The sequence below is a fragment of the Blattabacterium cuenoti genome (genome assembly GCF_014251335.1).
In the GTDB taxonomy this organism is placed as follows: Bacteria; Bacteroidota; Bacteroidia; order Flavobacteriales; family Blattabacteriaceae; genus Blattabacterium; species Blattabacterium cuenoti_G.
This window is the reverse complement of sequence record NZ_CP059186.1, coordinates 410,510-434,587: the sequence shown is the minus strand read 5'-3', so window position 1 is coordinate 434,587 and position 24,078 is coordinate 410,510. Positions and strand designations below refer to the sequence as shown.

Below are 24,078 nucleotides of genomic sequence, written 5' to 3'. Positions count from 1 at the left end.
TTAGAAATAACAAAATAAATCATTATTTTAACTGCTTTTAGATCAAGTAATATATTTTTCTTTTTTAGAAAAAATATTTCTCTAAATTTGCTTTTAAAACAATTTATTTTTAATATGGACAATACGAAACTATACGTTGGGAATTTATCTTATGATATGACAGAACAAGAATTAAAAAAATATTTTGAATCTGTGGGAGAAGTTACTCATGCTAAGATAATTTTTGATGAATCTACATCAAGTAAAAGGAGTAAAGGGTTTGGATTTATAGAAATGTCTAATGAAGAAAACGCTAAACAAGCTATAGAAAAATTAAATGGCACAGAGTTTATGGGTCGAAATATTATTGTGTCTGCAGCTAGACCAAGAATAAAGAAAGATTATTAGTCATTGTATTTATGTGCGCTTACATCTGTTTTTTTAATTATTTATATATAATAATATCAAATAAATCAACCATAAAATAATAACAATATTTATCATATATATAAAATGTAGTAAACTAATCTATGAAAAAATTATATGGAACAGGTGTAGCGTTAGTTACTCCTTTTAAAAAGGATGGAAAAGTTGACTTCAATGGACTGGAAAAACTTGTAAAATACGTTATAGATAATAATGTAGATTATCTGGTTGCATTAGGAACTACAGCAGAAACGGCTACCTTAAAAAAGGAAGAAAAATGGGATATTGTGAAATGTATTCAAAAAGCTAATTATAAACAACTTCCTTTAATATTGGGAATAGGAGGGAACAACACAGAAGATGTTATAAAAAAAATAAATAGCATAAAAAATTTATCGGATTTTTATGCTATTCTTTCAGTTTCTCCTTATTATAATCGACCTTCTCAAGAAGGTGTATATCAACATTTTAAATCTATTTCTTGTTGTACAGAGGCAGATATTATTCTATATAATGTTCCTAAAAGAACAGGATCTAATATTATACCAGATACTGTTTTACGTTTAGCTTATGATTTCAAAAATATAATAGGGATAAAAGAAGCATCTGGGAATATTTTACAGTCTTATAAAATTTTGGAAAAAAAACCAGAAAATTTTAGTGTCATATCAGGAGACGATTTTATAACCTTACCTGTAGTATTAGGTGGAGGAGAAGGAGTTATTTCCGTAATTGCTCAAGGATTTCCTAAAAAAATTTCTAATATGATATCTTTAGCAAGAAATAATAATGTAAAAAAAGCTTTTTCTATTTTTTACAATATTATTAAAATAATAGATCTTATTTATGAAGAAGGAAATCCGACAGGAATAAAAACTTTTTTAGATATAATCGGAATATGTAATTCATATGTGAGATTACCATTATTAGTTGGAACTCCATCTTTAAGAGAAAAGATGTTATTTTCATTAAAAAAAAATATTAAATAAGTAATTGAAAAATATGTTCAGTGAAAAGATACAAAAAGGATTAATAAAACAGTTAAATAGAGAATTAGAATCTTCTCAATTATATTTATCTATGGCAACTTGGGTTGAAAGAAAAGGTTACGAAGGAATATGTGAATTTTTATATGATCATTCTAATGAAGAAAGGATTCATATGTTAAAGTTAATTAGATATATTAATAAAAGAGGAGGAAATGTTATTTTATATGATTTATTACATGTAAATACAACATACATTTCTCTAAAAGAATTGTTTATGAAATTATTGGAGCATGAAAAAAAAATTTCCAAGGAAATAAATTTTTTAGTGGAAATTTCTTTACAAGAAAAAGATTATTTTACATATAATTTCTTACAATGGTATGTTGAAGAACAGATTGAAGAAGAAGCTTTAAGTAAAACGATTTTAGATAAAATAGAATTAATAGGAGAAGATAAAGGAGGATTGTATTTATTTGATAAAGATATGAAAAGTTCTCATAAAAATATAAAATTGTGATTAGAATTATTCAGAATCATAAAATTTTGATTTATATAAAACGAAGATCTCTATTGCAATTATAAAATTTAATCAGCTTTATTAAAGACTATCCTGATAGTTCAAAAATTAAAGAAACCTATAGATTACTTAAGCTAATTCTTAATTTTTTAATGCATAAATGCATAGATATCAAGCTTATTTGATTTACTTTCAAGATCATTATCAATGATTTTCCAGTTTGTGTTTCCCAATATTAACTTTATTATAATATAAAAAGAAAAGATAAAGTTTCCATATTCTTATAATGCAAATAAATTAAAAATTTTGTATAAAAAATTAAAATGATTATAACTTGTTACTCTTTATGAATTTTTTAAGAGAGATTGATGCTCCAATAAATACAGAAACTATAGATCGAGTTCAGCTAGAAAAGAAATCTGGAAAAAACATATATGAAACTATATGTATTTTAGAAAAAATAAGTAAAAAAATAAACAACAAAATCAAAGAGGATTTGTACACTAAGTTAGAAGAATTCAATATTCTGAATAAAAATAATTTAGAAGAAATTTTTGAAAATAAAGAGCAAATTGAATTATCTAGATTTTATGAAAAACTTCCAAAATCTACATCTATTTCTATTCAATATTTATTAGACGGAAAAATAAAAATTTAATTATTTTATTTTTTTATGAAAATCTTTTATAAATTTTTCTAATCCTATATCGGTTAAGGGATGGTTCAATAAAGAATAAACTACACTTATAGGAGAAGTAACTGCATGTATTCCAATTTTAGAACATTCTATGATATGTAAAGGATGTCGAATGGAAGCTCCTAATATCTTTGTTTTGAAGTGATAGTTTTCATATACATTTTTTATTTCTCTTATTAAGCCTAATCCGTTATGAGATATATCATCTAATCTCCCTATAAACGGAGAAACATAATTAGCGCCAGCTTTTGCCGCTAGAAGAGCTTGTCCTGTAGAAAAAACAAGAGTACAATTGGTTTTAATTTTTTTGTTAGAAAAATGTTTAATAGCTTTGATCCCATTTTTTGTTATGGGGACTTTCACTACAATTCTTGGATGTAGAAGAGAAAGTTTTTCTCCTTCTTGAATCATATCATCATAATCGCTGCTGATAACTTCTGCGCTTATATTTTCGTCATTTTCTAAACGTTTGCATATAGATATATAATGTTTATGAATTTCTTTTTGATTGGAAACAGATTCTTTTGATATCAAAGATGGATTTGTTGTAACCCCATCTAAGATACCCAATGATCTTGCCTCATCAATTTCTTTTAAGTTAGCTGTATCTATAAAAAATTTCATAATAAACAAATTTATAATATTTTCAGTAAAAAATAGAAATTTTATTGTTTTTTTATAATTTAATATTAAATCTAAAAATTCGTAAATTTATTTAAAATGTTTTATTTATATTGTGATTATGCATTTTGATGTTATTGTTTTAGGAAGTGGACCTGGAGGTTATGTAGCTTCCATACGCGCAGCACAACTTGGAATGAAAACAGCTGTAGTGGAAAAAGAATCTATTGGAGGAGTATGCTTAAATTGGGGCTGTATTCCTACTAAATCACTTTTGAATAGCGTAAAAATTTTACAATCTATAAAAAAAAATGGTGAATTATTTGGTATAAAAAATAAAGATCTTGAAATAGATTATCCTAGGATTATTTCTAAAAGTAGAAGAATCGTTGATCAAATAAAAAAAGGAGTTTCATTTTTAATGAAAAAAAATGGAATTCATGTTGTTTATGGAAATGCACGTTTAAAAAAAAAGAAAAAAATAGAAATTTTTAAAAATGAAAAAAGCATAGCAGAATATTCTGCTTCACATATTATTATTGCTACTGGTGCAATTCCTAAAGTAGATCCAAAATTTCAATATAACAGAAAAAAAATTATAACATATAAAGAGGCTCTATCCTTATCTTCATTACCAAAAAAAATGATAATTATAGGTTCTGGGTCTATAGGATTGGAATTTGCTTATTTTTATCATTCTATGGGGACGAAAGTTACTATCATAGAAATATGTCCCAAATTATTTCCTAATGGAGATGATGATATATCTGATTATTTAAAATATTCTTTCGATAAAATAGGAATTAAGAATTATGTATCTTCCAGTATAAATCAAATTACTTATAATAATGATGAAATCATTGTTGATATTAAAACAACATCATTAGAAAATATTGTTTTAAAAGCAGATACGGTCCTATACGCTATAGGTGTTGTTCCCAATATTAAATATATTGGATTGGAAGAAATAGGAATTCAAACAGAAAAAGGATCTATAGTTGTAGATGGAAATTATCGAACGAATATAGATGGATATTATGCTATTGGAGATGTTATTAAGACTCATTCTTTAGCTCATGTTGCATCGCATGAGGCAATAAATTGCATTGAAAATATAAAAGGTTTAAATTGTCAAAAAATAGATTATAATAATGTTCCGAAATGTGTTTATTCATTTCCTGAAATAGCTTCAACAGGTTACACAGAAAAAGAATCGAAAGAAAAAGGATTTCAAATAAAAATAGGGAAATTTCCTTTTAGCGCTTTAGGTAGGTCTATTTCTGATGAGAATACTGATGGTTTTGTAAAAGTAATTTTTGACGATAAATATGATGAATGGTTAGGATGCCATATGATAGGAAATCATGTGACAGATTTAATTTCAGAAGTAGTAGTTGCTAGAAAATTAGAAGCAACTAGCTATGAGATTTTGAGTAGCATCCATCCTCATCCTTCATTAAGTGAATCAATTATAGAATCTATAGCTAACGCTTATGGTAAAGCTATTCATTTATAAATAAATTTATCAATTAAGAAATACACTTATCTATATTTCCACACATATATTATTTTGTTGTGTACTGAATTAGTCCGGATAGATCTATATCTACTGCTATTGTGTTTTCTTTATATGAAATTCATAATTTTTATTGTTTTATGTTATGATACATATTATATTGTTTGGCCCACCGGGTTGTGGAAAAGGAACTCAAGCTAAAATCATATCAAATAAATTTGGTCTCATTCACCTATCTACTGGAATGATATTCAGAGATCATATGAAAAGAAAAACTAATTTAGGAAAAATAGCTAGTTTTTATATAAACAAAGGAATATTAGTTCCTGATATGATTACTACAAACATGTTAAACATAGAAATTCAAAAACATTTTAAGGCTAAAGGAATTATCTATGACGGGTATCCTAGAACAAAAAATCAGATTTTTTCTTTAGAAAAAATCCTAACAAAATTTTGTTTGGGGAAAATCAATATAATTTTCTATTTTTTTATTCAAAAAAATATGATAATAAATAGATTATTAAAAAGAGGAAAAATAAGTCATCGTGATGATGATACGGATATTATTACAGTTAAAAGAAGAATAAAAGAATATGATAAAGAAACTTCTCTAATATGGAATAATCATAAATGGGAAAATAGTATAATAAAATTAAATGCTTCTTTCTCTGTAGAAAAAATTTCTGTTTTTATAGAAGAAAAAATCATGAATTTATTATATTCAAATTAATGAAAAATTGTTTTGTAGACTTTATAAAAATTTATTGCAAAAGTGGAGATGGAGGAGCTGGATGTATTCATTTTTATAGAGATAGATATGTAAGTAGAGGTGGGCCTGATGGGGGGACAGGAGGAAAAGGAGGAGATATTATTCTTCAAGGAAATTCACAGCTTCATACCTTTTTACATTTAAGATATAATAAACATTGGATAGCTAAGTCAGGATTGCCGGGAAAAGGAAATAACATAACAGGTTCAAATGGAAAGGACTTATTAATAGAAGTCCCTATAGGAACTGTAGTAAAAGATGAAAAAAAAAATATAATAATGGAAATAACCAAAAATTTTCAGAAAGAAATTTTATTTAAAGGTGGAAAAGGAGGTAAGGGGAATACTTTTTTTAAAAATTCAATTTATCAATCTCCTTGTTATGCACAACCTGGAATTAAGACAAAAGGAAATTGGATTTTTTTAGAATTGAAAATTTTAGCTGATGTAGGATTTATAGGTTTTCCTAATACTGGAAAATCTACTTTACTTTCTGTAATTACAAAAGCGAAACCTAAAATAGGAAATTTTCCTTTTACAACTAAAATTCCACATATAGGTGTGGTAGATGTTGATTTTAATTCTTTTTTAGCAGCTGATATACCTGGAATTATTGAAAAAGCTTCTGAGGGTAAAGGTTTAGGACATTATTTTTTAAGACATGTAGAACGGAATTCAGTTTTATTATTTTTAATTTCTTCAGACACAAAAGATAAAAAAAAAGAATATTTTATTTTGTTAAATGAATTGAAAAAATTCAATTCTAATCTTTTAAATAAAAAACGTTTATTATCAATATCTAAATCGGATTTGATCAATGATGAGAATAAAAAAAAAATAAAAGAATGTTTTTTTAAATTAAAAGAAAATATTATTTTTATTTCCTCTTTTACAAAAGAAGGATTATCAGAATTGATAGAAAAATTATGGAATCTGATTAGATTAGAAACTAGAGAATGATTAAGAGTAAGATAATTTTTGTTTTACAATATCTTGATCTATATTTAATGTTGATTGGATATTATCTATATCAAACATATAATCTAAGAATATTTTTTCACAAAAAGTTCTTAACCCCCTGGCCCCTATACCTAATTGAAAGGTTTTATCTACTATGATATTTAATGCTTCGTCAGTAATATTTAAAGAAACATGATCCATATCAAATAATTTTTGATATTGTTTTATTAAAGCATTTTTTGGTTCTACCAAAATTTTTTTTAACATATTTTTGTTCAATGGATTTAAATAACTAACAATAGGAAATCTTCCTATAATTTCAGGTATTAATCCAAATTTTTTTAAATCTTCAGTAAGAATATTTTTTAGATAATTTTTTTCATTATTTTTTTTTCTTTTTTCTTGAGTTTTAAAACCTATAGACATTTCTTCTATTCTGTTTGAAATAATTTTTTCTATACCATCAAAGGTCCCTCCAGCTATAAATAATATATTTTCAGTATTTATTTGTATCATTTTTTGATCTGGATGTTTTCTTCCTCCTTGTGGTGGAACATTGATTACGGATCCTTCCAATATTTTGAGTAATGCTTGTTGGACCCCTTCACCAGATACGTCTCTAGTAATAGAAGGGTTATTACTTTTTCTAGAAATTTTATCTATTTCATCTAAAAAAATGATTCCTTTTTCAGCAGAATCTACATCATAATTAACAGATTGTAATAGTTTAGTTAAAATAGATTCTACATCTTCCCCTACATATCCTGCTTCAGTTAAAGATGTAGCATCAGCTATAGCAAAAGGAACTTCCAAAAGTTTTGATATGCTTTTTGCTAATAAAGTTTTTCCTGTTCCTGTTTTTCCAATCAATAATACATTAGATTTCTCTATTTCTATGTTTTTAGAATCTTTATTTTCATTTTTTTTTTGAATCCGTTTGTAATGATTATAAACTGCAACAGATATAATTTTTTTTGCTTCATTTTGTCCTACAACATATTTATCTAGAAAAGATTTTATTTCTTTAGGTTTTTTTATTTTTTTTAAAAATCCATTATTATTCTTGTGTTTAACCAATAATTTCTTGTGAATTATAGAATAAGTTTTTTCTATACATAAGTTACAAATATGTCCATTTATTCCTGATATGAGAAAAGTGATATCATTTTTATTTTTTCCACAGAAATTACATTTTAACAAATCTTCCATAAGAGATAAACTAAATTCCCATCTATTTAAAAATAAGGAGCAAGCTTTACTACATCACACCGCTACTACCTGATTACCTTTGCTGTGTTCCCACCCTGGAGGAGTTATAGGGAGCTGATTGTGTAGGACTTGCTCCAAGTTTGGTAAATATAAAAAAAAAATCATAAATTCTCATTTTTTGAATGATAATTTCTCTTTTAAATTTTTAAAATATTAAATAGATATATATATAATAGAATGGAGTTCTTATTAATTCTTACAAGAATTAAAAATAATTGAATTTGGTTGTTTTATTTTTATTTTGATGGAAACAAAATATATTTTTGTTACGGGGGGAGTTACCTCTTCTTTAGGTAAAGGAATTGTTTCGGCTTCATTGGGTATGTTATTAAAAGCTAGAGGATATAAGGTTTCTATATTAAAATTGGATCCTTATTTTAATATAGATCCAGGGACTTTGAATCCTTATGAACATGGAGAGTGTTTTGTCACTAAAGATGGAGCAGAAACAGATTTAGATTTAGGACATTATGAACGATTTTTAAATCAACCTACAACAAAAGAAAATAATGTCACATCTGGATTAATATATAAAACAGTAATAGATAATGAAAGGAAAGGAAATTATTTAGGTAAAACAGTACAAGTCATTCCACATATAACTAATGAGATTAAAAGACGGATCAAAATTATTGGAGATTCCAAAAATTATGATATTATTATTACTGAAATAGGAGGAACTGTAGGAGATATAGAAAGTTTACCTTATATAGAATCAGTCCGTCAGTTAAAGTGGGAATTAGGAAGATTTAATGGATTGGTTATTCATTTGACATTGCTTCCTACAGTAGTAACTGGGGAAATTAAAACAAAACCAACACAACATTCTGTTAGAAATTTAATGGAAAATGGAATACAAGCAGACATTATAGTCTGTAGAACAGAAAAACATATATCCGATAATATTAGAAAAAAATTAGCTTTATTTTGCAATGTGCAACTGAAACATGTTATTGAATCAATAGATACTAAAACTATATATGAAATCCCTTATTTATTACATTTACAAAATTTTGATGAGGAAGTATTGAATCATTTGAATTTATCTACTATTACTATTCCAGATTTAAAAAAATGGAAAATTTTTATTAAAAAATATAAAAATCCAAAATTTGAAACCAAAATAGCATTGGTTGGAAAATATGTTTCCTTACATGATTCTTACAAATCGATTACAGAAGCTTTAATTCATGCAGGAACAGAAAATGAAACTTATGTTAATATAAAATGGATTTATTCAGAAATGATTAAAGAAACAAATATAAAAAAATATTTTAAAGGAATTTCAGGTATTTTAGTTGCTCCAGGATTTGGAAATAGAGGAATAGAAGGAAAAATACTTGCAGTAAAATATGCAAGAGAAAATAAAATTCCATTTTTTGGAATATGTTTAGGTATGCAAATTGCTGTAATAGAATTTGCTAGAAATGTATTAGGATTAAAAAAAGCAGAAAGTTATGAAACAAATCCAAACACATCTCATCCAGTAATAAGTTTAATGGATAAACAAAAAAGATTAACTCACACAGGAGGAACGATGCGTTTAGGAAATTGGAAGTGTTCTCTTACAGAGGGGTCTAAAATATTTTCTATTTATGGAGGAAAGAAAGAAATTTTTGAAAGACATCGTCATAGATATGAATTTAATAATAATTATTTAAAACATTTTTCCAATGCTGGAATGAAAGCAGTTGGAATAAATCCGGATACAGGTTTAGTAGAAGCATTAGAATTAGAAAACCATATTTTTTTCTTGGGAGTTCAATATCATCCAGAATATCAAAGTACAGTAACAAATCCACATCCTTTATTTACTAATTTTATACAAGTATCTATCACTTATCAGAATTCTTCTTATATATGAAGGATAAAAATTTAGATTATAGTTCTATAACAGGATTAATTCTTATATTGTTTGTTCTAATAATTTTTACTTATCTCAACAACAATACTAACAACAGTAGTTCTAAAAAATTTAATTTTAATCGTAAAGAATTTTTTACAAAAAAAGAAACTTTCATCACGGATGAAAGAAGAAAAAATCATTTTTATCTATTAGAAAATAATGTTTTAAAACTTAAAATTTCTGGTTTAGGGGGAGGAATTAATGAAGTACTTTTAAAAAAATATAGAGCATACGATTCTTTATTATCATATCATGATAAAAATCTTTATTTAATAAAGGATTCTAGTTTTTTATACAAATTATCTTTTTTTAATCAAAAAGGATTAAATATTGATACAAATGCATTATATTTTCAACCTTTTTCATTAAAAAAAAATAAGATATCGGGAATACAAACTCTTATTATGAGAGCTAAAAATCCTTATGGAGAAGGATTTTTAGATTATATATATACAATAGGAGAAAAAGATCAGTATGATGTTGGTTTTTCTATTAAAACTAATTTTGATTTTAATGATCCAGAAAAAAAATCTGGATTTTATCTCAATTTAGAACATAAAATTTTATCCTTAGAAAAGGACAGAGATTGGGAAAACTCTTATACTCAAGTATATTATTCTGTTTCTAATTCTAATGATGATTTGGATAATTCTGCTTCTATAAAATATTTATCTGAAAAAAAGACAGAAGATAAAAATATATATGGAGCAAATTGGATAGCTCATAAACAACAATTTTTTTCTTTTATATTTATTCCAAAAAAAATATTAAAAAATGTTTTTGTAAAATCTGAAAATTTTTCTTCAGGGACTATATTAAAAAAAGTTCAGTTGAAAACATTTATAAATATAATGAAGAATGAGGATTTTTCTTTTCGTTTTTATTTTGGTCCTTTGGATTTAAATTTATTAAAAAAATATCAAAATGGATTTGAAAATATTATTCCATTTGGATGGGGTTTTCTCAAATGGATCAATAAATATTTTTTTTTAACAGTTTTTCAATTTTTGGAAAAGACCAATTTAAATTATGGAGTTATTATTATTTTAATGACTGTAGTTGTGAAACTTATATTATCTCCAATTACTTATAAACAATATAAATTAAGTGCCATGATGAAATTGATTCGTCCAGAAATAGAAAAATTAAATCATAAATACAAAGAAGATGTTTTCAAAAAACAAAGAGCTATAATGGAATTATATCATAATGTAGGAATTAATCCAATGTCTGGTTGTGTTTCTACTTTATTTCAGATTCCTATTTTTTATTCTTTATTCAAATTTTTTCCTACTATAATTAATTTGAGAGGTAAATCTTTTTTATGGGTAGAGGATCTTACTTCATATGATTCAATCTTAAAATTACCTTTTTTTATTCCTTTTTACGGAAATCACGTAAGTTTACTAACTTTATTGTATTCTTTAGCATTGTTGGTTTATACAAGACTTAGTAATGATGGAAGAAAAGATTTTTCCCAAAATGGGAATAATTCTTCTATTCCTGATATGAATTTTTTATTATATTTGATGCCTATTGTAATGTTATTTTTCATAAATAGTTATGCATCTGCTTTGTCTTTATATTATTTTATATCTAATATAATCAACATTGGATTTTTCTTTTTTATCAAAGAATTAATGTTAAATGAAAAAAAAATTCTTATAAAAATTCAAGAAAAAAAAGCTATAAAACGTAATTATTGGAAAAACATAATCAAAAAAATATCAAACAAAAAGTATAAAAACACTACGGAATAAGAAATTCTATTTCTTTATGATAAAAAAAATAGAGTTTTTTATTACATTCAATTACTAAAAATCCTTGATCTGTTATAGATCGTATTATTCCTGAAATATAATTATTTGTTTTATAAATATAAAAATAAGAAATTTGATCTTTTAAATATAAATGACTAATGTAATATTTTCGTATAAATTTGTCTCCGTAAATCGTAAAAAAAAGATATTCTTTTTGAATAAAATATATAATTTCATAAAAAAGATAATCTAAATCAAAATTTAGATTGAAAATCTTTTTTAAAGAAGATGCATGCCATTCTTTTTGAAGTTTTTTTTGATAAACATTTAAACCTATACCAATAATGGTAGTATGAATTTTTTTTTCAAAAATTTTATTTTCTATTAAAATGCCACCTATTTTTTTATTATTTATAATAATATCGTTAGGCCATTTGATCCAAATTTTTTCCTTATTTTTTTGATTATAATATCTAGATAAGGTTTTATGTATAGCATTACTTATAATAATATTTATGGCATATATTTTTGTTATATATAAAGTTTGAATAGGTTTAAAAATAATACTAAAAGTCAGATTTTTTTCTTTTTCTACATACCATAAATTTTGATTCATTCCTATTCCTTCGGTTTGATTCATTGTCCAAATGACCATCCAATTATACTTTTCATGAATATATTTTCTAGCATATTGATTTGTAGAATTAATTTCTTTTAATATAATTAGATTTATAGGCCAAATAAATTTTTTCAAAATGTTTTAAATTTAACTTCTTTAAGGAAAGCGAAAACCTTATTTTTGTTTTTTGAAATAAATTTAATAAAAGAAATACTTGCTTATTTGTTAAATAAATAATTTTTGTTTTGTTATTAGATAAGATCATAGAAGGAATTCAAACGGTTAAAGGAAAAGATGTATCTATTATAAATTTAAAAAATAATAAAAATTTTATTTGTGATTATTTTGTTATTTGTAATGGAGACTCTCATAATCAAGTATATGCTATTTTTCAATCTATAGAAAAGATAACGATTGAAAACCTAGAGGAAAAACCTTGGCATGTAGAAGGGCTGAAAAATAGAGAATGGATTTTAGTTGATTATATTTCTATTGTTGTTCATATTTTTCAAAAACAATTGAGATTTTATTATGATATAGAAAATCTTTGGAATCATAATTCATAATATTACTAAGGTTTTTATTTAAAATTAAGTAATGAAGAAACCTATATGATATGATAGACAAAAAAATAAAAAGTAAAAACAACTTTTTTTGGGTATATGCAGTCATATTTGCTATATTTTTGGGTATATTTTTTTTTAAATCTTCTTTTTCTAATCCTAGAAAAATAGATCAGGATACTTTTTTTGATATTCTTTCTAGAGGAGAAATCCAAAAAATTATAGTAAAACATAGAGAAATAGTATATGTTTATTTAAAGAAAGAATTTTTACCATTTAATAATAATCCTACTCGAAACATTATTAAAAATAATGAAAATGATAAAAGATTTATAACACAACCATTACAATATGAGTTTGAAATAGGGGATTTACAATTTTTTCAAAAAAAATTTGAGGAATATAAAAAAAAATATAATTTAAATACTATTATTGATTTTAAAAATCAGCAAGAATATACTATAACTAAATTTTTCTTTGATTATGGTATATTTTTTATATTATTAATTATTTTTTGGATTTTCTTGTTTAGGAGGATAGGGTCTACTAGTGGAGGCCCTGGAGGTCAAATATTTAATATAGGTAAATCTAGAGCTAAGTTATTTGATGAAAATGACAATGTAAAAATAACATTTAAAGATGTTGCCGGTTTAGAAGGAGCTAAAGAAGAAGTTCAAGAAATTGTAGAATTTCTAAAAAGCCCTCAAAAATATACTAAACTTGGAGGAAAAATCCCTAAAGGAGCTTTGTTGATTGGGCCACCAGGAACAGGAAAAACTTTATTAGCAAAAGCTGTAGCTGGGGAAGCAAAAGTTCCATTTTTTTCTTTATCAGGATCAGATTTTGTGGAAATGTTTGTAGGAGTAGGGGCTTCCAGAGTGAGAGATTTATTTGAAAAAGCTAAGGAAAAATCTCCATGTATAATATTCATTGATGAAATAGATGCAATAGGAAGAGCTCGTGGAAAAAGTAATATAGCTGGATCAAATGATGAAAGAGAAAATACTTTAAACCAACTTTTAACAGAAATGGATGGATTTGGTACTCATACTAATGTAATAGTATTAGCAGCTACTAATAGATCCGATATTTTGGATAAAGCTTTACTTCGTCCTGGTCGTTTTGACCGTACTATACTAGTAGATCCACCTGAATTAAATGAAAGAAAAGAAATATTTCGTGTACATCTTAAAAGATTAGTATTATCTGATAACGTAGATATAGATTTTTTAGCAAGACAAACTCCAGGGTTTAGTGGAGCAGATATAGCTAATGTTTGTAATGAATCAGCTCTTATTGCAGCAAGAAAAGATAGAAATCAAATAGAAAATCAAGATTTTCTTGATGCAATAGACCGTATTATTGGAGGTTTAGAAAAAAAGAATAAAATAATAAAACCAAATGAAAAAAAACGGATCGCTTATCATGAAGCGGGACATGCTACAATAAGTTGGTTGTTAGAACATGCTGCCCCTTTAGTAAAGGTAACCATAGTTCCAAGAGGAAGATCTTTAGGGTCAGCATGGTATCTTCCTGAAGAAAGACAACTAACTACTCCAGAACAAATGAAAGATGAGATATGTGCATTGTTAGCAGGAAGATCGGCAGAAGAAATTATTTTCAGTAGTATCTCTACTGGAGCTTTAAACGATTTAGAAAGAGTGACAAAACAAGCTCAATCTATGGTAGCTATTTTTGGATTAAATGAAAAAATTGGAAATATTTCTTATTATGATTCCACAGGACAAAATGAGTTTTCTTTTTCAAAGCCTTATAGTGAAAAAACTGCTCAAATTATAGATGAAGAAATATCTAAGATTATAACAGAACAATATCAAAGGGCTAAAAATATATTGAAAAACAATGAGAAAAAATTATCTATATTGGCTAACAAATTATTGGAAAAAGAAGTTATTTTTAGAGAGGATTTAAAAAAAATATTTGGAGAAAGGCCTTATCCTGATGAAATCGGTGATATGTTGAGTTCTGTTAGCAACATTTCTTCTTCTTGATTGAATTGAAAAGACAATGAAAAAAAAGAAAAACTTAAATTTTCTGATAAGGTTTTTTACTGGTTTGATTTATGTTATTTCAATTATTTTTTCTATAGAAAAAGGAGAAAAAACTTTTAGAATAGTAATGATGATTTTATCTTTTCTTTGTTTATTTGAATTTTTACTAATATTAAAAACAAACATTACTTTAATTAAAGTTACTTCTTTATTTTTTTTATTTTCTATTTTTATAGATTTTTTTATAGAAAAAGAAAAAGGATTAATTCCATATGTGATTTGTTTTATTCCTTATTCTATAATTTTTCTTGTAATTCAATTATTTTCCAAAAAAAATTCTCATAAAGAAAAAATAGTAGAAGCCAGTTATATGATTTTTGGATTGGTGTATATTATTATGCCATTTTATTTAGCATCTTACATATATGCGATTATTAATAATGGTAAACAATTAATTTTAGGTGTATTTATTTTAATATGGACAAATGATTCTCTATCTTATTTAATAGGAAAAAAATGGGGAAAAAGAAAAATAGCTATATCTATTTCTCCTAAAAAATCAATAGAAGGAGTCATTGGTGGTTTCTTTTTTTGTATAATACTAGGATTTTTTTTATATAAAATATGGGGAAATAAATATTGGTTTATTTTGTCTTTTACTGTTCCTATTTTTTCTACTATTGGAGATCTTGTGGAGTCAACCATTAAAAGATCTTTTAGGGTAAAAAATTCAGGGATTTGGTTTCCTGGACATGGTGGTTTTTTAGATAGATTAGATAGTTTTATTTTTGTTATCCCTATTATAGCTACTGTGGTAACTAGTCTCGTTTATATTTTCTAATTTTAGAAATAAAATTACGAAAACATTCATGATTTATGTATAAATAAAATTTTTCAATCATGATTTCTATTCATAAAGAAGGAATTATATTTTTAGGATATACATTAGTAATAATATTATTATTAGTAATCTTTTCTTACTTTTTATTATCTAGATTGATTTGTATTTTTTTATCAATTTTTTTTATTTTTTTTTATCTTTTTCTGATTTTCTTTTTTAGAAATCCGAAAAGAAATTTTTTATATAAAATTCATGAAAAAAATTATAATCAAGAAATAATTGTTTCTCCTGCTGATGGAAAAATTTTGAATATACAAAAAATTTTCGAAAATGAATTTTTAAAAAAAAATTGTATGTGTATTTCTATTTTTATGTCTCCTTTCAATGTACATGTTAACAGGTTTCCTGTTTCTGGAAAAATTGTTTATGTAAAATACCATCCTGGAAAATATATAATAGCTTGGCTTCCTAAAGCTTCATCATATAATGAACACACAACAACAGTTGTGAAAACTAGTAAAGGAAATAAAATATTATTTCGACAAATAGCTGGTTTTTTAGCTAGACGCATTGTTCTTTATGCAAAAAAAAATACCATCGTAAAAAAAGGAGATGAACTTGGATTTATTAAATTTGGATCCAGAGTTGATATTTTTTTACCATTAAACTCTATAATTTTAGTGAAAAAGGGAGAAAAAGTTACTGGAGGAGAAACTATAATTTCTACTGTTCCATCATAATCATAATATACTCCCTTTCTCAATTTTTATTTTACTTCTTCATAATCTACATCTTGTACATTTTCATTACCTTTGCTACTTTTTTCTTCATTTTCATTCTCTTTTTTGTTTGATTGATTATTTTTATTTGTATTCTCTGTGCTATAAATTTCTTGAGAAGCATTGTTCCAAGCTTCGTTTAATTTTTTCATATAATTATCAATAGAAATGAAATCTTTTTTAGAATGAGCATTTTTTAACTTTTCTAAAGAATCTTTTATATTTTTTTTATTATTTTCAGACAATTTATTTTCATAATCTTTCAATTGTTTTTCAGATTGGAAAATCTGATTATCTGCTGTATTTAATTTTTCAATTTCTTTTTTTATTTTTTCATCTTTTTGAGCATTTTCTTTTGCCTCTTTTTTCATTTTTTCTATTTCTTCTTGATTCAAACCTGAAGAAGTTTCAATACGTATAGATTGTTCTTTTCCTGTTCCTTTATTTTTTGCTGAAACATTCAGAATACCATTAGCATCTATATCAAAAGTTACTTCAATTTGAGGAGTACCTCTAGGTGCTGGTGGTATATCTACTAAGTCAAACCGACCTATTTCTTTATTATCATTAAACATAGATCTTTCTCCTTGTCCTACACGTATAGTTACTGCCGATTGATTATCAGATGCGGTAGAAAAAATTTCTGATTTTTTAGTAGGTATTGTCGTGTTAGATTCAATAAGTTTAGTAAATACTCCTCCTAAAGTTTCAATTCCTAAAGATAAAGGAGTAACATCTAATAATAACACATTTTGTACATCTCCTGTTAATACTCCCCCTTGTATAGCAGCTCCAACAGCTACAACTTCATCTGGATTCACTCCTTTAGAAGGTTTTTTATCAAAAAATTTTTCCACTTCTTCTTGTACTTTTGGCATACGAGTAGATCCTCCTACTAAAATTACTTCATCTATATCTTTAGTTGTTAAATTTGCATCTTTCAATGCTTTAGAACAAGGGTCAATGGACCTTTGTATTAATTTTTCTGATAATTGTTCAAATTTTGAACGAATTAAGGTTAAAACTAAATGTTTAGGTCCTGATTCTGTTGCCGTAATATACGGAAGATTTATTTCGGTTTGATTTGAAGAAGATAACTCAATTTTAGCTTTTTCAGATGCTTCTTTCAGACGTTGTAAAGCCATAGGATCCTTTCTTAGATCTAATCCTTCTTTTGATTTGAATTCATTTGCTAAATAATTAATGATAACTTGATCAAAATCATCTCCACCTAAATGAGTATCCCCATTAGTAGATAAAACTTCAAAAACTCCATCTCCTAATTCTAGGATAGAAACATCAAAAGTGCCACCTCCTAAATCATATACAACAATTTTTTTATTTTGATTGCTTTTGTCTAAACCATAAGCCAAAGCAGCAGCAGTAGGCTCATTTATAATTCTTTCTACTTTTAATCCTGCTATTTCTCCAGCTTCTTTAGTTGCTTGTCTTTGTGCATCGTTAAAATAAGCAGGTACCGTAATTACGGCTCTGTTAACTTCTTCTCCTAGATAATCTTCAGCTGTTTTTTTCATTTTTTGTAAAATCATTGCAGATATTTCCTGTGGAGCATATAATCTTTTTTCTATATCAACACGAGGAGTATTGTTCCCTCCTTTTATTATTTTATAAGGTATATGTTTAAGTTCCTCAGTGACTTCTGAGTACATTCTTCCCATAAATCTTTTGATTGAAAAAATAGTTTTTTGCGGATTAGTTACCGCTTGTCTTTTAGCGGGATCTCCTATTTTTCTTTCTCCTCCTTCTACAAAAGCGACTATAGATGGAGTAGTTCTTTTTCCTTCTGAATTAGGGATAACAACAGGATCATTGATTTCCATAACGGAAACACAAGAATTTGTTGTACCTAAATCTATACCTATAATTTTACTCATTTTTATTACGTTTTTTCATATGTTAATTTCATTCAATAGCACTCCAATCATTATGCCATAATGAAAATAAAACTTTAATAAATAAAGGGAATAGAGGGTATGACAATAAAAAGGTTTTATGAAAAAAAATTTTTATGACAAAAAGTCATTTATCAACATTTAACATTAAAATTTTTAAAATTTCTTATATTGATGAAATAAAATAAAATAATATGGATTTTTTGAGTTTCAAGACAATTTCTGCTAAAGAAAGTTCCATAATAAAATTAAAATCTTGGATCATAATAGATGCAACCAATCAAATCTTAGGAAGATTATCTACAAAAATTGCTTGTATTATAATGGGAAAACATAAACCTTTTTTTTCTTCTCATATAAATTGTGGAGATCATGTTATCGTTATTAATTCTAATAAAATTAAACTTACTGGAAAAAAATGGAAGGATAAAAAATATATTTATCATACCGGATATCCAGGTGGTAGAAAAATGATTCCCATTCAAAATTTATTAAATAAAGATTCGAGAAATATAATATATAAATCAGTTAAAGGAATGTTGCCTAAAAACCGTTTAGGCCGATTGATATTGAAAAATTTATATGTTTATCCAAAATCTGAACATAAACATAAAGCTCAAAAACCTATTTTATTGAAATAAAGATAACTATGATACATACTATAGGAAGAAGAAAAAGATCTCTTGCACGTATCTATTTAAAAATAGGAAACGGATTAATAACTGTTAATTCTAAGAAATTAAATCAATATTTTCCAAAATATCTTCATAAAAAAATACTATACCCTATTGAGATAATCAAACAACTGAGTCAGTTTGATATCGATGTGAAAGTTTTTGGAGGTGGATTTAACGGACAAGCAGAAGCGATTCGGCTCGCAATATCTCGTGCTCTTTGTCAATTTGATATAAAAAATCGAAGTAAACTAAAATATGAAGGATTATTGACACGTGATTCTAGAGAAGTAGAAAGGAAAAAATTTGGTCAAAAAAAAGCTAGAAAAAAGTACCAATTTTCAAAACGTTAGAAGAAAATTAAATTATAAAGACATAATGAAAATAAATACTCAGGATTTATTGAAAGCTGGTGTTCATTTTGGGCATATTGCACGAAAATGGAATCCTAATATGCGGCCTTTCATTTTTATGAAAAAAGGAGGGATTCATATCATAGATTTATCAAAAACAATTTTAAAATTAGAGGAAGCTTGTGATGGGTTAAAAAAAATTGCAAAAAATGGAAAAAAAATATTGTTAGTGGGGACCAAAGCTCAAGCTAGAGAAAAAGTTTTCTATTATGCGAAAAGTATAAATATGCCTTGCATAACAGAAAGGTGGTTGGGTGGATTGCTTACAAATTTCACAACAATTCGTAAGTCTGTAAAAAAAATGAATAATATAGAAAAAATGAAAAAAAATGGGACTTTTGACACTTTATCTAAAAAGGAGAGATTATTAATTGATCGATTATACGCAAAATTATATAAAAATTTAGGAAGTATTTCAAATATGAATCATATACCTGGTGGTATTTTTTTGGTGGATCCAAATAAAGAAAAAATTGCTCTAACTGAAGCTAATAAATTAAAAATACCTGTTTTTGCTATGGTAGATACTAATACAAATCCTAATGAAGTTCAATATCCAATTCCTTCTAATGATGACTCTTCTAAATCTATAGATATTATTTTGAAATTTGTATCAGAGGCAATTCAACATGGAATTTCTATTAATAGAAGTGAACGTGAAGAGAAGAATTTTATAAATAAAAAATTATGAAAATTTCTGTACAAAAAATTAATGAACTTAGAAAAATAACAGGGATTGGAATAATGGATTGTAAAAAAGCGTTAATCCTTTCTCATGGAGAAATTGATAAAGCTATCCTTTTTTTAAGAAAAAAAGGAGAAAAAGTAGCAATGAATCGTTCTTCATATAAAATGAAAGAAGGGGCGATTATTGCTTCTGTTAATTTAAATTATTGTATCGGAACAATTATAGGAATTAGTTGTGAAACTGATTTTTTATCCAAAAGTTCCGAATTCTTGGATTTTTTATCTGCGCTTGCAAAAAAATCGTTTTTATTTGATAATAAAAACGATTTTTTATGTAATTCATATAATGAACACGGAAATATACAGGAAATGATTGTAAATAAGATGGGAGTTGTAGGGGAAAAATTAGAATTAAAAATTTTTGAAAAAATAAATTCTCCATTTATTATGAATTATACTCACAATACAAATAAAATCGGAGTATTAGTTGGTTTTTCTACTAAAATAAATATATATGTAGCGAAGGATATAGCAATGCATATAGCTGCGATGAATCCTATAGCAATTAGTAAAAAAGAAATACCCAATTCATTAATGAATGAAGAAACTGAAATTATTAAAGAGCAAGTTCAAAAAAAAAATAGAAATAAATCTGATTCTATAAAAGAAAAAATACTTCAAGGTCGAATCAATAAATTTGTAGAAGAAAACACTCTCCTTAATCAAAAATTTATAAAAAACAGTAAAATAACTGTTCAAGAATATTTAAATCAACATAATCAAAATCTAAAAATAAATATTTTTAAAAGAGTAAGTATTTAATACTATAAAATTCAATGAAAAAATTGATATTAATCATTTTGGATGGTTGGGGGCTTTCTTCTTCCCAAAATTATTATTCTTCTGCTATAGAACAAGCTTTTACTCCATTTATTGATTATTGTTATAAAAATCATCCTTATAGTAAATTAAAAGCATCAGGATGTGATGTTGGATTACCAAAAGGACAAATGGGAAATTCTGAAGTGGGCCATATTAATTTAGGATCTGGACGTAAGGTTACTCAAAGTTTAGAGACAATTAATTCCTCTATAAAAAACAATTTTTTGATAAAAAAAATCAATGTTTTTTTTAATGAAATATCTATTTCTAAAAAAAGAATTCATTTTATTGGATTATTATCTGATGGAGGAGTACATTCACATATGAATCATCTTTTTTATTTACTTAAAATAGCTCATAAAAAAAAAATAAAGGATGTTTTTATACATGTTTTTACAGATGGTAGGGACTCTCCTCCAAAGAGGAGTATTTTTTATATAAAAAAACTTTTGAATATCACTGAACAATATGTTGGAAAATTATCTTCTGTTATTGGTAGATATTATTCAATGGATCGTGATCATAAATGGGATAGAACTAAAAAAGCATATGATGCAATGGTTTATTCAAAAGGAACCTATACTAAAAATATCATTTTGTCTATAGAAGAACTCTATCATAAAGGAGTAACAGATGAGTTCTTATCTCCTTTAATAATTGTCGATGAAAAAGAAGTACCTATATCAAAAATAAAGGATGGAGATGTTGTTTTCTGTTTTAATTTTCGTCCTGATCGTTCTAGACAAATTACAGAGCTTCTTACGGGAAATAGTATTCTTTTTTCAGAGGTTAAAAAACTAAATTTACTTTATTATATAACTATGACTTGTTTTAATCCTAAATATAAAGGAATTCATGTTCTTTTTAAAAAAGAATATTTATCAGATACTTTGGGGGAAATTTTAGAGAAAGAAGGAAAACAACAAATCCGCATAGCTGAAACAGAAAAATATCCACATGTAACTTTTTTTTTCTCAGGAGGAAGAGAAATACCCTTTAATAAAGAAATCAGAATTTTATGCAAATCTCCTAAAGTTCCTACTTATGATTTAAAACCCGAAATGAGTGCAAAGAATATTCTAAAAAAAATAATTCCTGAATTAAAAAGGAAACAGTCCGATTTTATTTGTCTAAATTTTGCGAATCCAGATATGGTAGGACATACTGGTAAAATGAAAGAAACAATACAAGCATGTGAATTTGTTGATAAATGTGTAAAATCTTGTTCTGAAGAAGCTATAAAAAACTCATACACAGTTATTATAGTAGGGGATCATGGAAATGCAGATTATATGATCAATCCAGATGGCTCTCCTCATACTGCTCATACCACATCTTTAGTTCCTTTTATTCTTTTAGATAAAGATATAAAAAAACAAGATCTTTTTTTAAAAAAAGAAGGAGTATTATCTGATATAGCTCCTACTATTCTACAATTAATGAATTTACCTATTCCTAAAATTATGAGTGGAACCTCCATGATTATAAAATATTTTAATAAATAATTACGTTTTGATACAATTAAAAACTATTGAAGAAATAATCTTAATCAAAAAAAGTGCATTTTTAGCTTCTAAAACATTAGGAATGTTGGCTAAAAAAGTCAAACCAGGAGTTAATACTCTTTATTTAGATAAACTTGCAGAAAGTTTCATTCGTGATCATGGTGGTCAACCAGCTTTTTTAGGATTATATAATTTTCCAAATACTTTGTGTGTCTCTCCTAATTATCAAGTTGTGCATGGAATTCCAAATCAAGACCCCTTATGTGAAGGTGATATATTATCTATAGATTGTGGAGTTTATATGAATGGATTTTATGGAGAACATGCTTATACTTTTGAGGTTGGAAAAGTATCTCGTGAAACAAAAAAATTTTTAAATTGTTCTAAAAAATCTCTTTACATTGGAATATCCAATTGTAAATATGGAAATAGTATAGGAGACATAGGTTATTCGATCCAATCTTATATTGAAAAAAACGGTTTTAATGTAGTAAAAGATCTTGTAGGTCATGGATTAGGAAAAAATATGCATGAAGATCCTAAAATCCCCAATTTTGGAAAAAAAGGAACAGGAGTTAAATTACAAGAAGGATTAGTGCTTTCTATAGAACCAATGGTAAATATGGGATCATCTAAAATTGTTTTCCATAAAGATGGATGGACAATAACCACTTTAGATAATAAAATTTCAGCTCATTATGAACATAATGTAGCTATTGTAGATGGATGTCCTTGTTTACTTTCAACTTTTCGTTATATTTATAAAGAACTTAATATTAAATCATTAGAAGAAAAATCTTTTCAAAATCATAAAATTTATATTGATAATCTTTAATGTTAATTAATTTTTTTGATAACTAAGTTTTGTAATTTATTATTAAATAGCATAATTTGCATTTTAAATATAGGATATGCCTACTATACAGCAGTTAATTAGAAAAGGACGGACTTCTGTTTCTAAAAAACGGAAATCTGTGGCTTTGGAATTTTGTCCTCAAAAAAGAGGAGTCTGTACCAGAGTTTATACTACTACACCAAAAAAACCCAATTCCGCTATGCGAAAAGTAGCTCGTGTTCGTTTTACAAATGGAAGAGAAGTAATCAGTTATATTACAGGAGAAGGACATAATCTTCAAGAACATTCAATAGTATTAGTTAAAGGAGGAAGAGTAAAAGATTTACCAGGTGTAAAATACAAAATAGTACGGGGTGCTAGAGATACTGCCGGAGTGAATGGAAGAAAAAAAAGTAGAAGTAAATATGGTGCTAAAATAGCTAAAAAAGATTAAACTATTAATGAGAAAAGTTAAAAGAAAAGAAAAAGTATATTTTCCCGATCCTAAATTTCATGATCCTCTAGTAACACGTTTTGTTAATCATATAATGAAAAATGGTAAAAAAAATATAGCTTATAACATATTTTATAATGCTATGGAAAAAATAGAGATTATCAAAAAAAAAGAAGAAAAATCTGCATTAGAAATATGGAAAGAAGGATTAAAAAATGTAATGCCTCATGTAGAAGTTAGAAGTCGTCGTATGGGAGGATCCAATATTCAAGTTCCTGTTCCTATTTCTTCTAATAGCAAAATAACAAAAGCAATGAAATTGTTAATATCTTGTGCTTTTATTAGAAATGAAAAAACAATGGCGAACAAATTAGCATATGAAATATGGGATGCTTTTCAGGAACAAGGTGAAGCTGTAAAAAGAAAAGAAAATATTCATAAAATGGCCGAAGCTAATAAAGCTTTCTCGCATTTTAGATTTTAGTTATTT

25 protein-coding genes and 1 other RNA gene are annotated in these 24,078 nt (G+C 25.8%); 21 read left to right on the top strand and 5 right to left on the bottom strand.

All coding sequences use genetic code 11. The features are described 5' to 3' along the window. Positions 1-114 precede the first annotated feature (114 nt). From H0H73_RS02120 to H0H73_RS02105, 4 genes are all read left to right on the top strand, one after another. Positions 115-387: an RNA recognition motif domain-containing protein gene (locus H0H73_RS02120; RefSeq protein WP_185851991.1), complete on the top strand. Its 273-nt coding sequence runs from the start codon at positions 115-117 to the stop codon at positions 385-387. Positions 388-509: 122 nt separating this feature from the next. Next, the gene (gene dapA / locus H0H73_RS02115; protein WP_185851990.1) at positions 510-1,394 is read left to right on the top strand and encodes a 4-hydroxy-tetrahydrodipicolinate synthase; all 885 of its coding nucleotides are present in this window, start codon (positions 510-512) and stop codon (positions 1,392-1,394) included. 13 nt (positions 1,395-1,407) lie between these two features. Then, a complete protein-coding gene (locus tag H0H73_RS02110) occupies positions 1,408-1,911 on the top strand; it encodes a ferritin (RefSeq protein WP_185852500.1) in 504 nt (167 codons plus the stop codon). Positions 1,912-2,257: 346 nt separating this feature from the next. Continuing rightward, positions 2,258-2,569 carry a hypothetical protein gene (locus H0H73_RS02105; protein WP_185851989.1) on the top strand — a complete coding sequence of 104 codons (312 nt, stop codon included), beginning with the start codon at positions 2,258-2,260 and terminating at the stop codon, positions 2,567-2,569. Here the strand turns inward: H0H73_RS02105 and fsa are convergent, their stop codons facing one another. Then, on the bottom strand, positions 2,570-3,232 hold the full coding sequence (gene fsa, locus H0H73_RS02100; RefSeq protein ID WP_185851988.1) for a fructose-6-phosphate aldolase: 663 nt from the start codon (positions 3,230-3,232) through the stop codon (positions 2,570-2,572). It lies immediately after the preceding gene. Between the two features lie 118 nt (positions 3,233-3,350). On the opposite strand from fsa, the gene lpdA reads away from it, so the two are divergent. From lpdA to obgE, 3 genes are all read left to right on the top strand, one after another. Beyond that, positions 3,351-4,745, top strand: a complete 1,395-nt coding sequence (gene lpdA / locus H0H73_RS02095) for a dihydrolipoyl dehydrogenase (RefSeq protein WP_185851987.1) — start codon at positions 3,351-3,353, stop codon at positions 4,743-4,745. A 145-nt stretch (positions 4,746-4,890) separates the two neighbouring features. Next, positions 4,891-5,478 carry an adenylate kinase family protein gene (locus tag H0H73_RS02090; RefSeq protein WP_185851986.1) on the top strand — a complete coding sequence of 196 codons (588 nt, stop codon included), beginning with the start codon at positions 4,891-4,893 and terminating at the stop codon, positions 5,476-5,478. Then, on the top strand, positions 5,478-6,476 hold the full coding sequence (obgE, locus tag H0H73_RS02085; protein WP_185851985.1) for a GTPase ObgE: 999 nt from the start codon (positions 5,478-5,480) through the stop codon (positions 6,474-6,476). Before H0H73_RS02090 ends, obgE begins: the two co-directional genes overlap by 1 nt. Here obgE and clpX read toward each other — a convergent pair whose 3' ends face one another. Continuing rightward, a complete protein-coding gene (clpX, locus tag H0H73_RS02080) occupies positions 6,477-7,685 on the bottom strand; it encodes an ATP-dependent Clp protease ATP-binding subunit ClpX (protein WP_185851984.1) in 1,209 nt (402 codons plus the stop codon). Positions 7,686-7,719: 34 nt separating this feature from the next. Further along, an RNA gene (gene ffs / locus H0H73_RS02075) (signal recognition particle sRNA small type) lies at positions 7,720-7,820 on the bottom strand. Between the two features lie 169 nt (positions 7,821-7,989). Here ffs and H0H73_RS02070 point away from each other — a divergent pair. Next, complete coding sequence (locus H0H73_RS02070; RefSeq protein ID WP_185851983.1) at positions 7,990-9,609, top strand: CTP synthase; 1,620 nt, start codon at positions 7,990-7,992, stop codon at positions 9,607-9,609. Continuing rightward, positions 9,606-11,411, top strand: coding sequence for a YidC/Oxa1 family insertase periplasmic-domain containing protein (locus tag H0H73_RS02065; RefSeq protein ID WP_185851982.1), 1,806 nt, complete (start codon positions 9,606-9,608; stop codon positions 11,409-11,411). The genes H0H73_RS02070 and H0H73_RS02065 overlap by 4 nt, the downstream gene beginning before the upstream one ends. Here the strand turns inward: H0H73_RS02065 and H0H73_RS02060 are convergent. Then, positions 11,401-12,165 (bottom strand): biotin--[acetyl-CoA-carboxylase] ligase, encoded by a 765-nt coding sequence (locus H0H73_RS02060; RefSeq protein ID WP_185851981.1) that lies wholly within the window; start codon positions 12,163-12,165, stop codon positions 11,401-11,403. The genes H0H73_RS02065 and H0H73_RS02060 overlap by 11 nt on opposite strands. Positions 12,166-12,275: 110 nt before the next feature. Between H0H73_RS02060 and rsfS the strand changes: the two genes are divergently transcribed. Genes rsfS through H0H73_RS02040 form a run of 4 tightly spaced genes read left to right on the top strand, consistent with a single transcriptional unit; the run spans position 12,276 to position 16,186 of the window. Continuing rightward, complete coding sequence (gene rsfS, locus H0H73_RS02055; protein ID WP_185851980.1) at positions 12,276-12,596, top strand: ribosome silencing factor; 321 nt, start codon at positions 12,276-12,278, stop codon at positions 12,594-12,596. A 50-nt stretch (positions 12,597-12,646) separates the two neighbouring features. Then, positions 12,647-14,605, top strand: coding sequence for an ATP-dependent zinc metalloprotease FtsH (ftsH, locus tag H0H73_RS02050; protein ID WP_185851979.1), 1,959 nt, complete (start codon positions 12,647-12,649; stop codon positions 14,603-14,605). A gap of 16 nt (positions 14,606-14,621) precedes the next feature. Continuing rightward, complete coding sequence (locus tag H0H73_RS02045; RefSeq protein WP_185851978.1) at positions 14,622-15,446, top strand: phosphatidate cytidylyltransferase; 825 nt, start codon at positions 14,622-14,624, stop codon at positions 15,444-15,446. Positions 15,447-15,505: 59 nt separating this feature from the next. Then, positions 15,506-16,186 (top strand): phosphatidylserine decarboxylase family protein, encoded by a 681-nt coding sequence (locus tag H0H73_RS02040; RefSeq protein ID WP_185851977.1) that lies wholly within the window; start codon positions 15,506-15,508, stop codon positions 16,184-16,186. Positions 16,187-16,212: 26 nt separating this feature from the next. On the opposite strand, the gene dnaK is transcribed toward H0H73_RS02040, so the two are convergent. Continuing rightward, a complete protein-coding gene (dnaK, locus tag H0H73_RS02035) occupies positions 16,213-18,120 on the bottom strand; it encodes a molecular chaperone DnaK (RefSeq protein ID WP_185851976.1) in 1,908 nt (635 codons plus the stop codon). Positions 18,121-18,332: 212 nt separating this feature from the next. Between dnaK and rplM the strand changes: the two genes are divergently transcribed. From rplM to rpsG, 8 genes are all read left to right on the top strand, one after another. Further along, positions 18,333-18,779, top strand: coding sequence for a 50S ribosomal protein L13 (gene rplM / locus H0H73_RS02030; protein WP_185851975.1), 447 nt, complete (start codon positions 18,333-18,335; stop codon positions 18,777-18,779). 8 nt (positions 18,780-18,787) lie between these two features. Next, entirely contained in the window at positions 18,788-19,165 is a 378-nt protein-coding gene (gene rpsI, locus H0H73_RS02025; protein ID WP_185851974.1) for a 30S ribosomal protein S9, read from the top strand. A 25-nt stretch (positions 19,166-19,190) separates the two neighbouring features. Next, on the top strand, positions 19,191-19,916 hold the full coding sequence (gene rpsB, locus H0H73_RS02020) for a 30S ribosomal protein S2 (protein ID WP_185851973.1): 726 nt from the start codon (positions 19,191-19,193) through the stop codon (positions 19,914-19,916). Then, entirely contained in the window at positions 19,913-20,734 is an 822-nt protein-coding gene (gene tsf / locus H0H73_RS02015; protein WP_185851972.1) for a translation elongation factor Ts, read from the top strand. Before rpsB ends, tsf begins: the two co-directional genes overlap by 4 nt. A gap of 14 nt (positions 20,735-20,748) precedes the next feature. Next, positions 20,749-22,299 (top strand): 2,3-bisphosphoglycerate-independent phosphoglycerate mutase, encoded by a 1,551-nt coding sequence (gpmI, locus tag H0H73_RS02010; RefSeq protein ID WP_185851971.1) that lies wholly within the window; start codon positions 20,749-20,751, stop codon positions 22,297-22,299. Between the two features lie 7 nt (positions 22,300-22,306). Continuing rightward, a complete protein-coding gene (gene map / locus H0H73_RS02005; protein WP_185851970.1) occupies positions 22,307-23,134 on the top strand; it encodes a type I methionyl aminopeptidase in 828 nt (275 codons plus the stop codon). Positions 23,135-23,210: 76 nt separating this feature from the next. Next, positions 23,211-23,588: a 30S ribosomal protein S12 gene (gene rpsL / locus H0H73_RS02000; protein WP_185851969.1), complete on the top strand. Its 378-nt coding sequence runs from the start codon at positions 23,211-23,213 to the stop codon at positions 23,586-23,588. Between the two features lie 7 nt (positions 23,589-23,595). Continuing rightward, a complete protein-coding gene (gene rpsG, locus H0H73_RS01995) occupies positions 23,596-24,072 on the top strand; it encodes a 30S ribosomal protein S7 (protein ID WP_185851968.1) in 477 nt (158 codons plus the stop codon). The last annotated feature ends 6 nt before the right edge of the window (positions 24,073-24,078 follow it).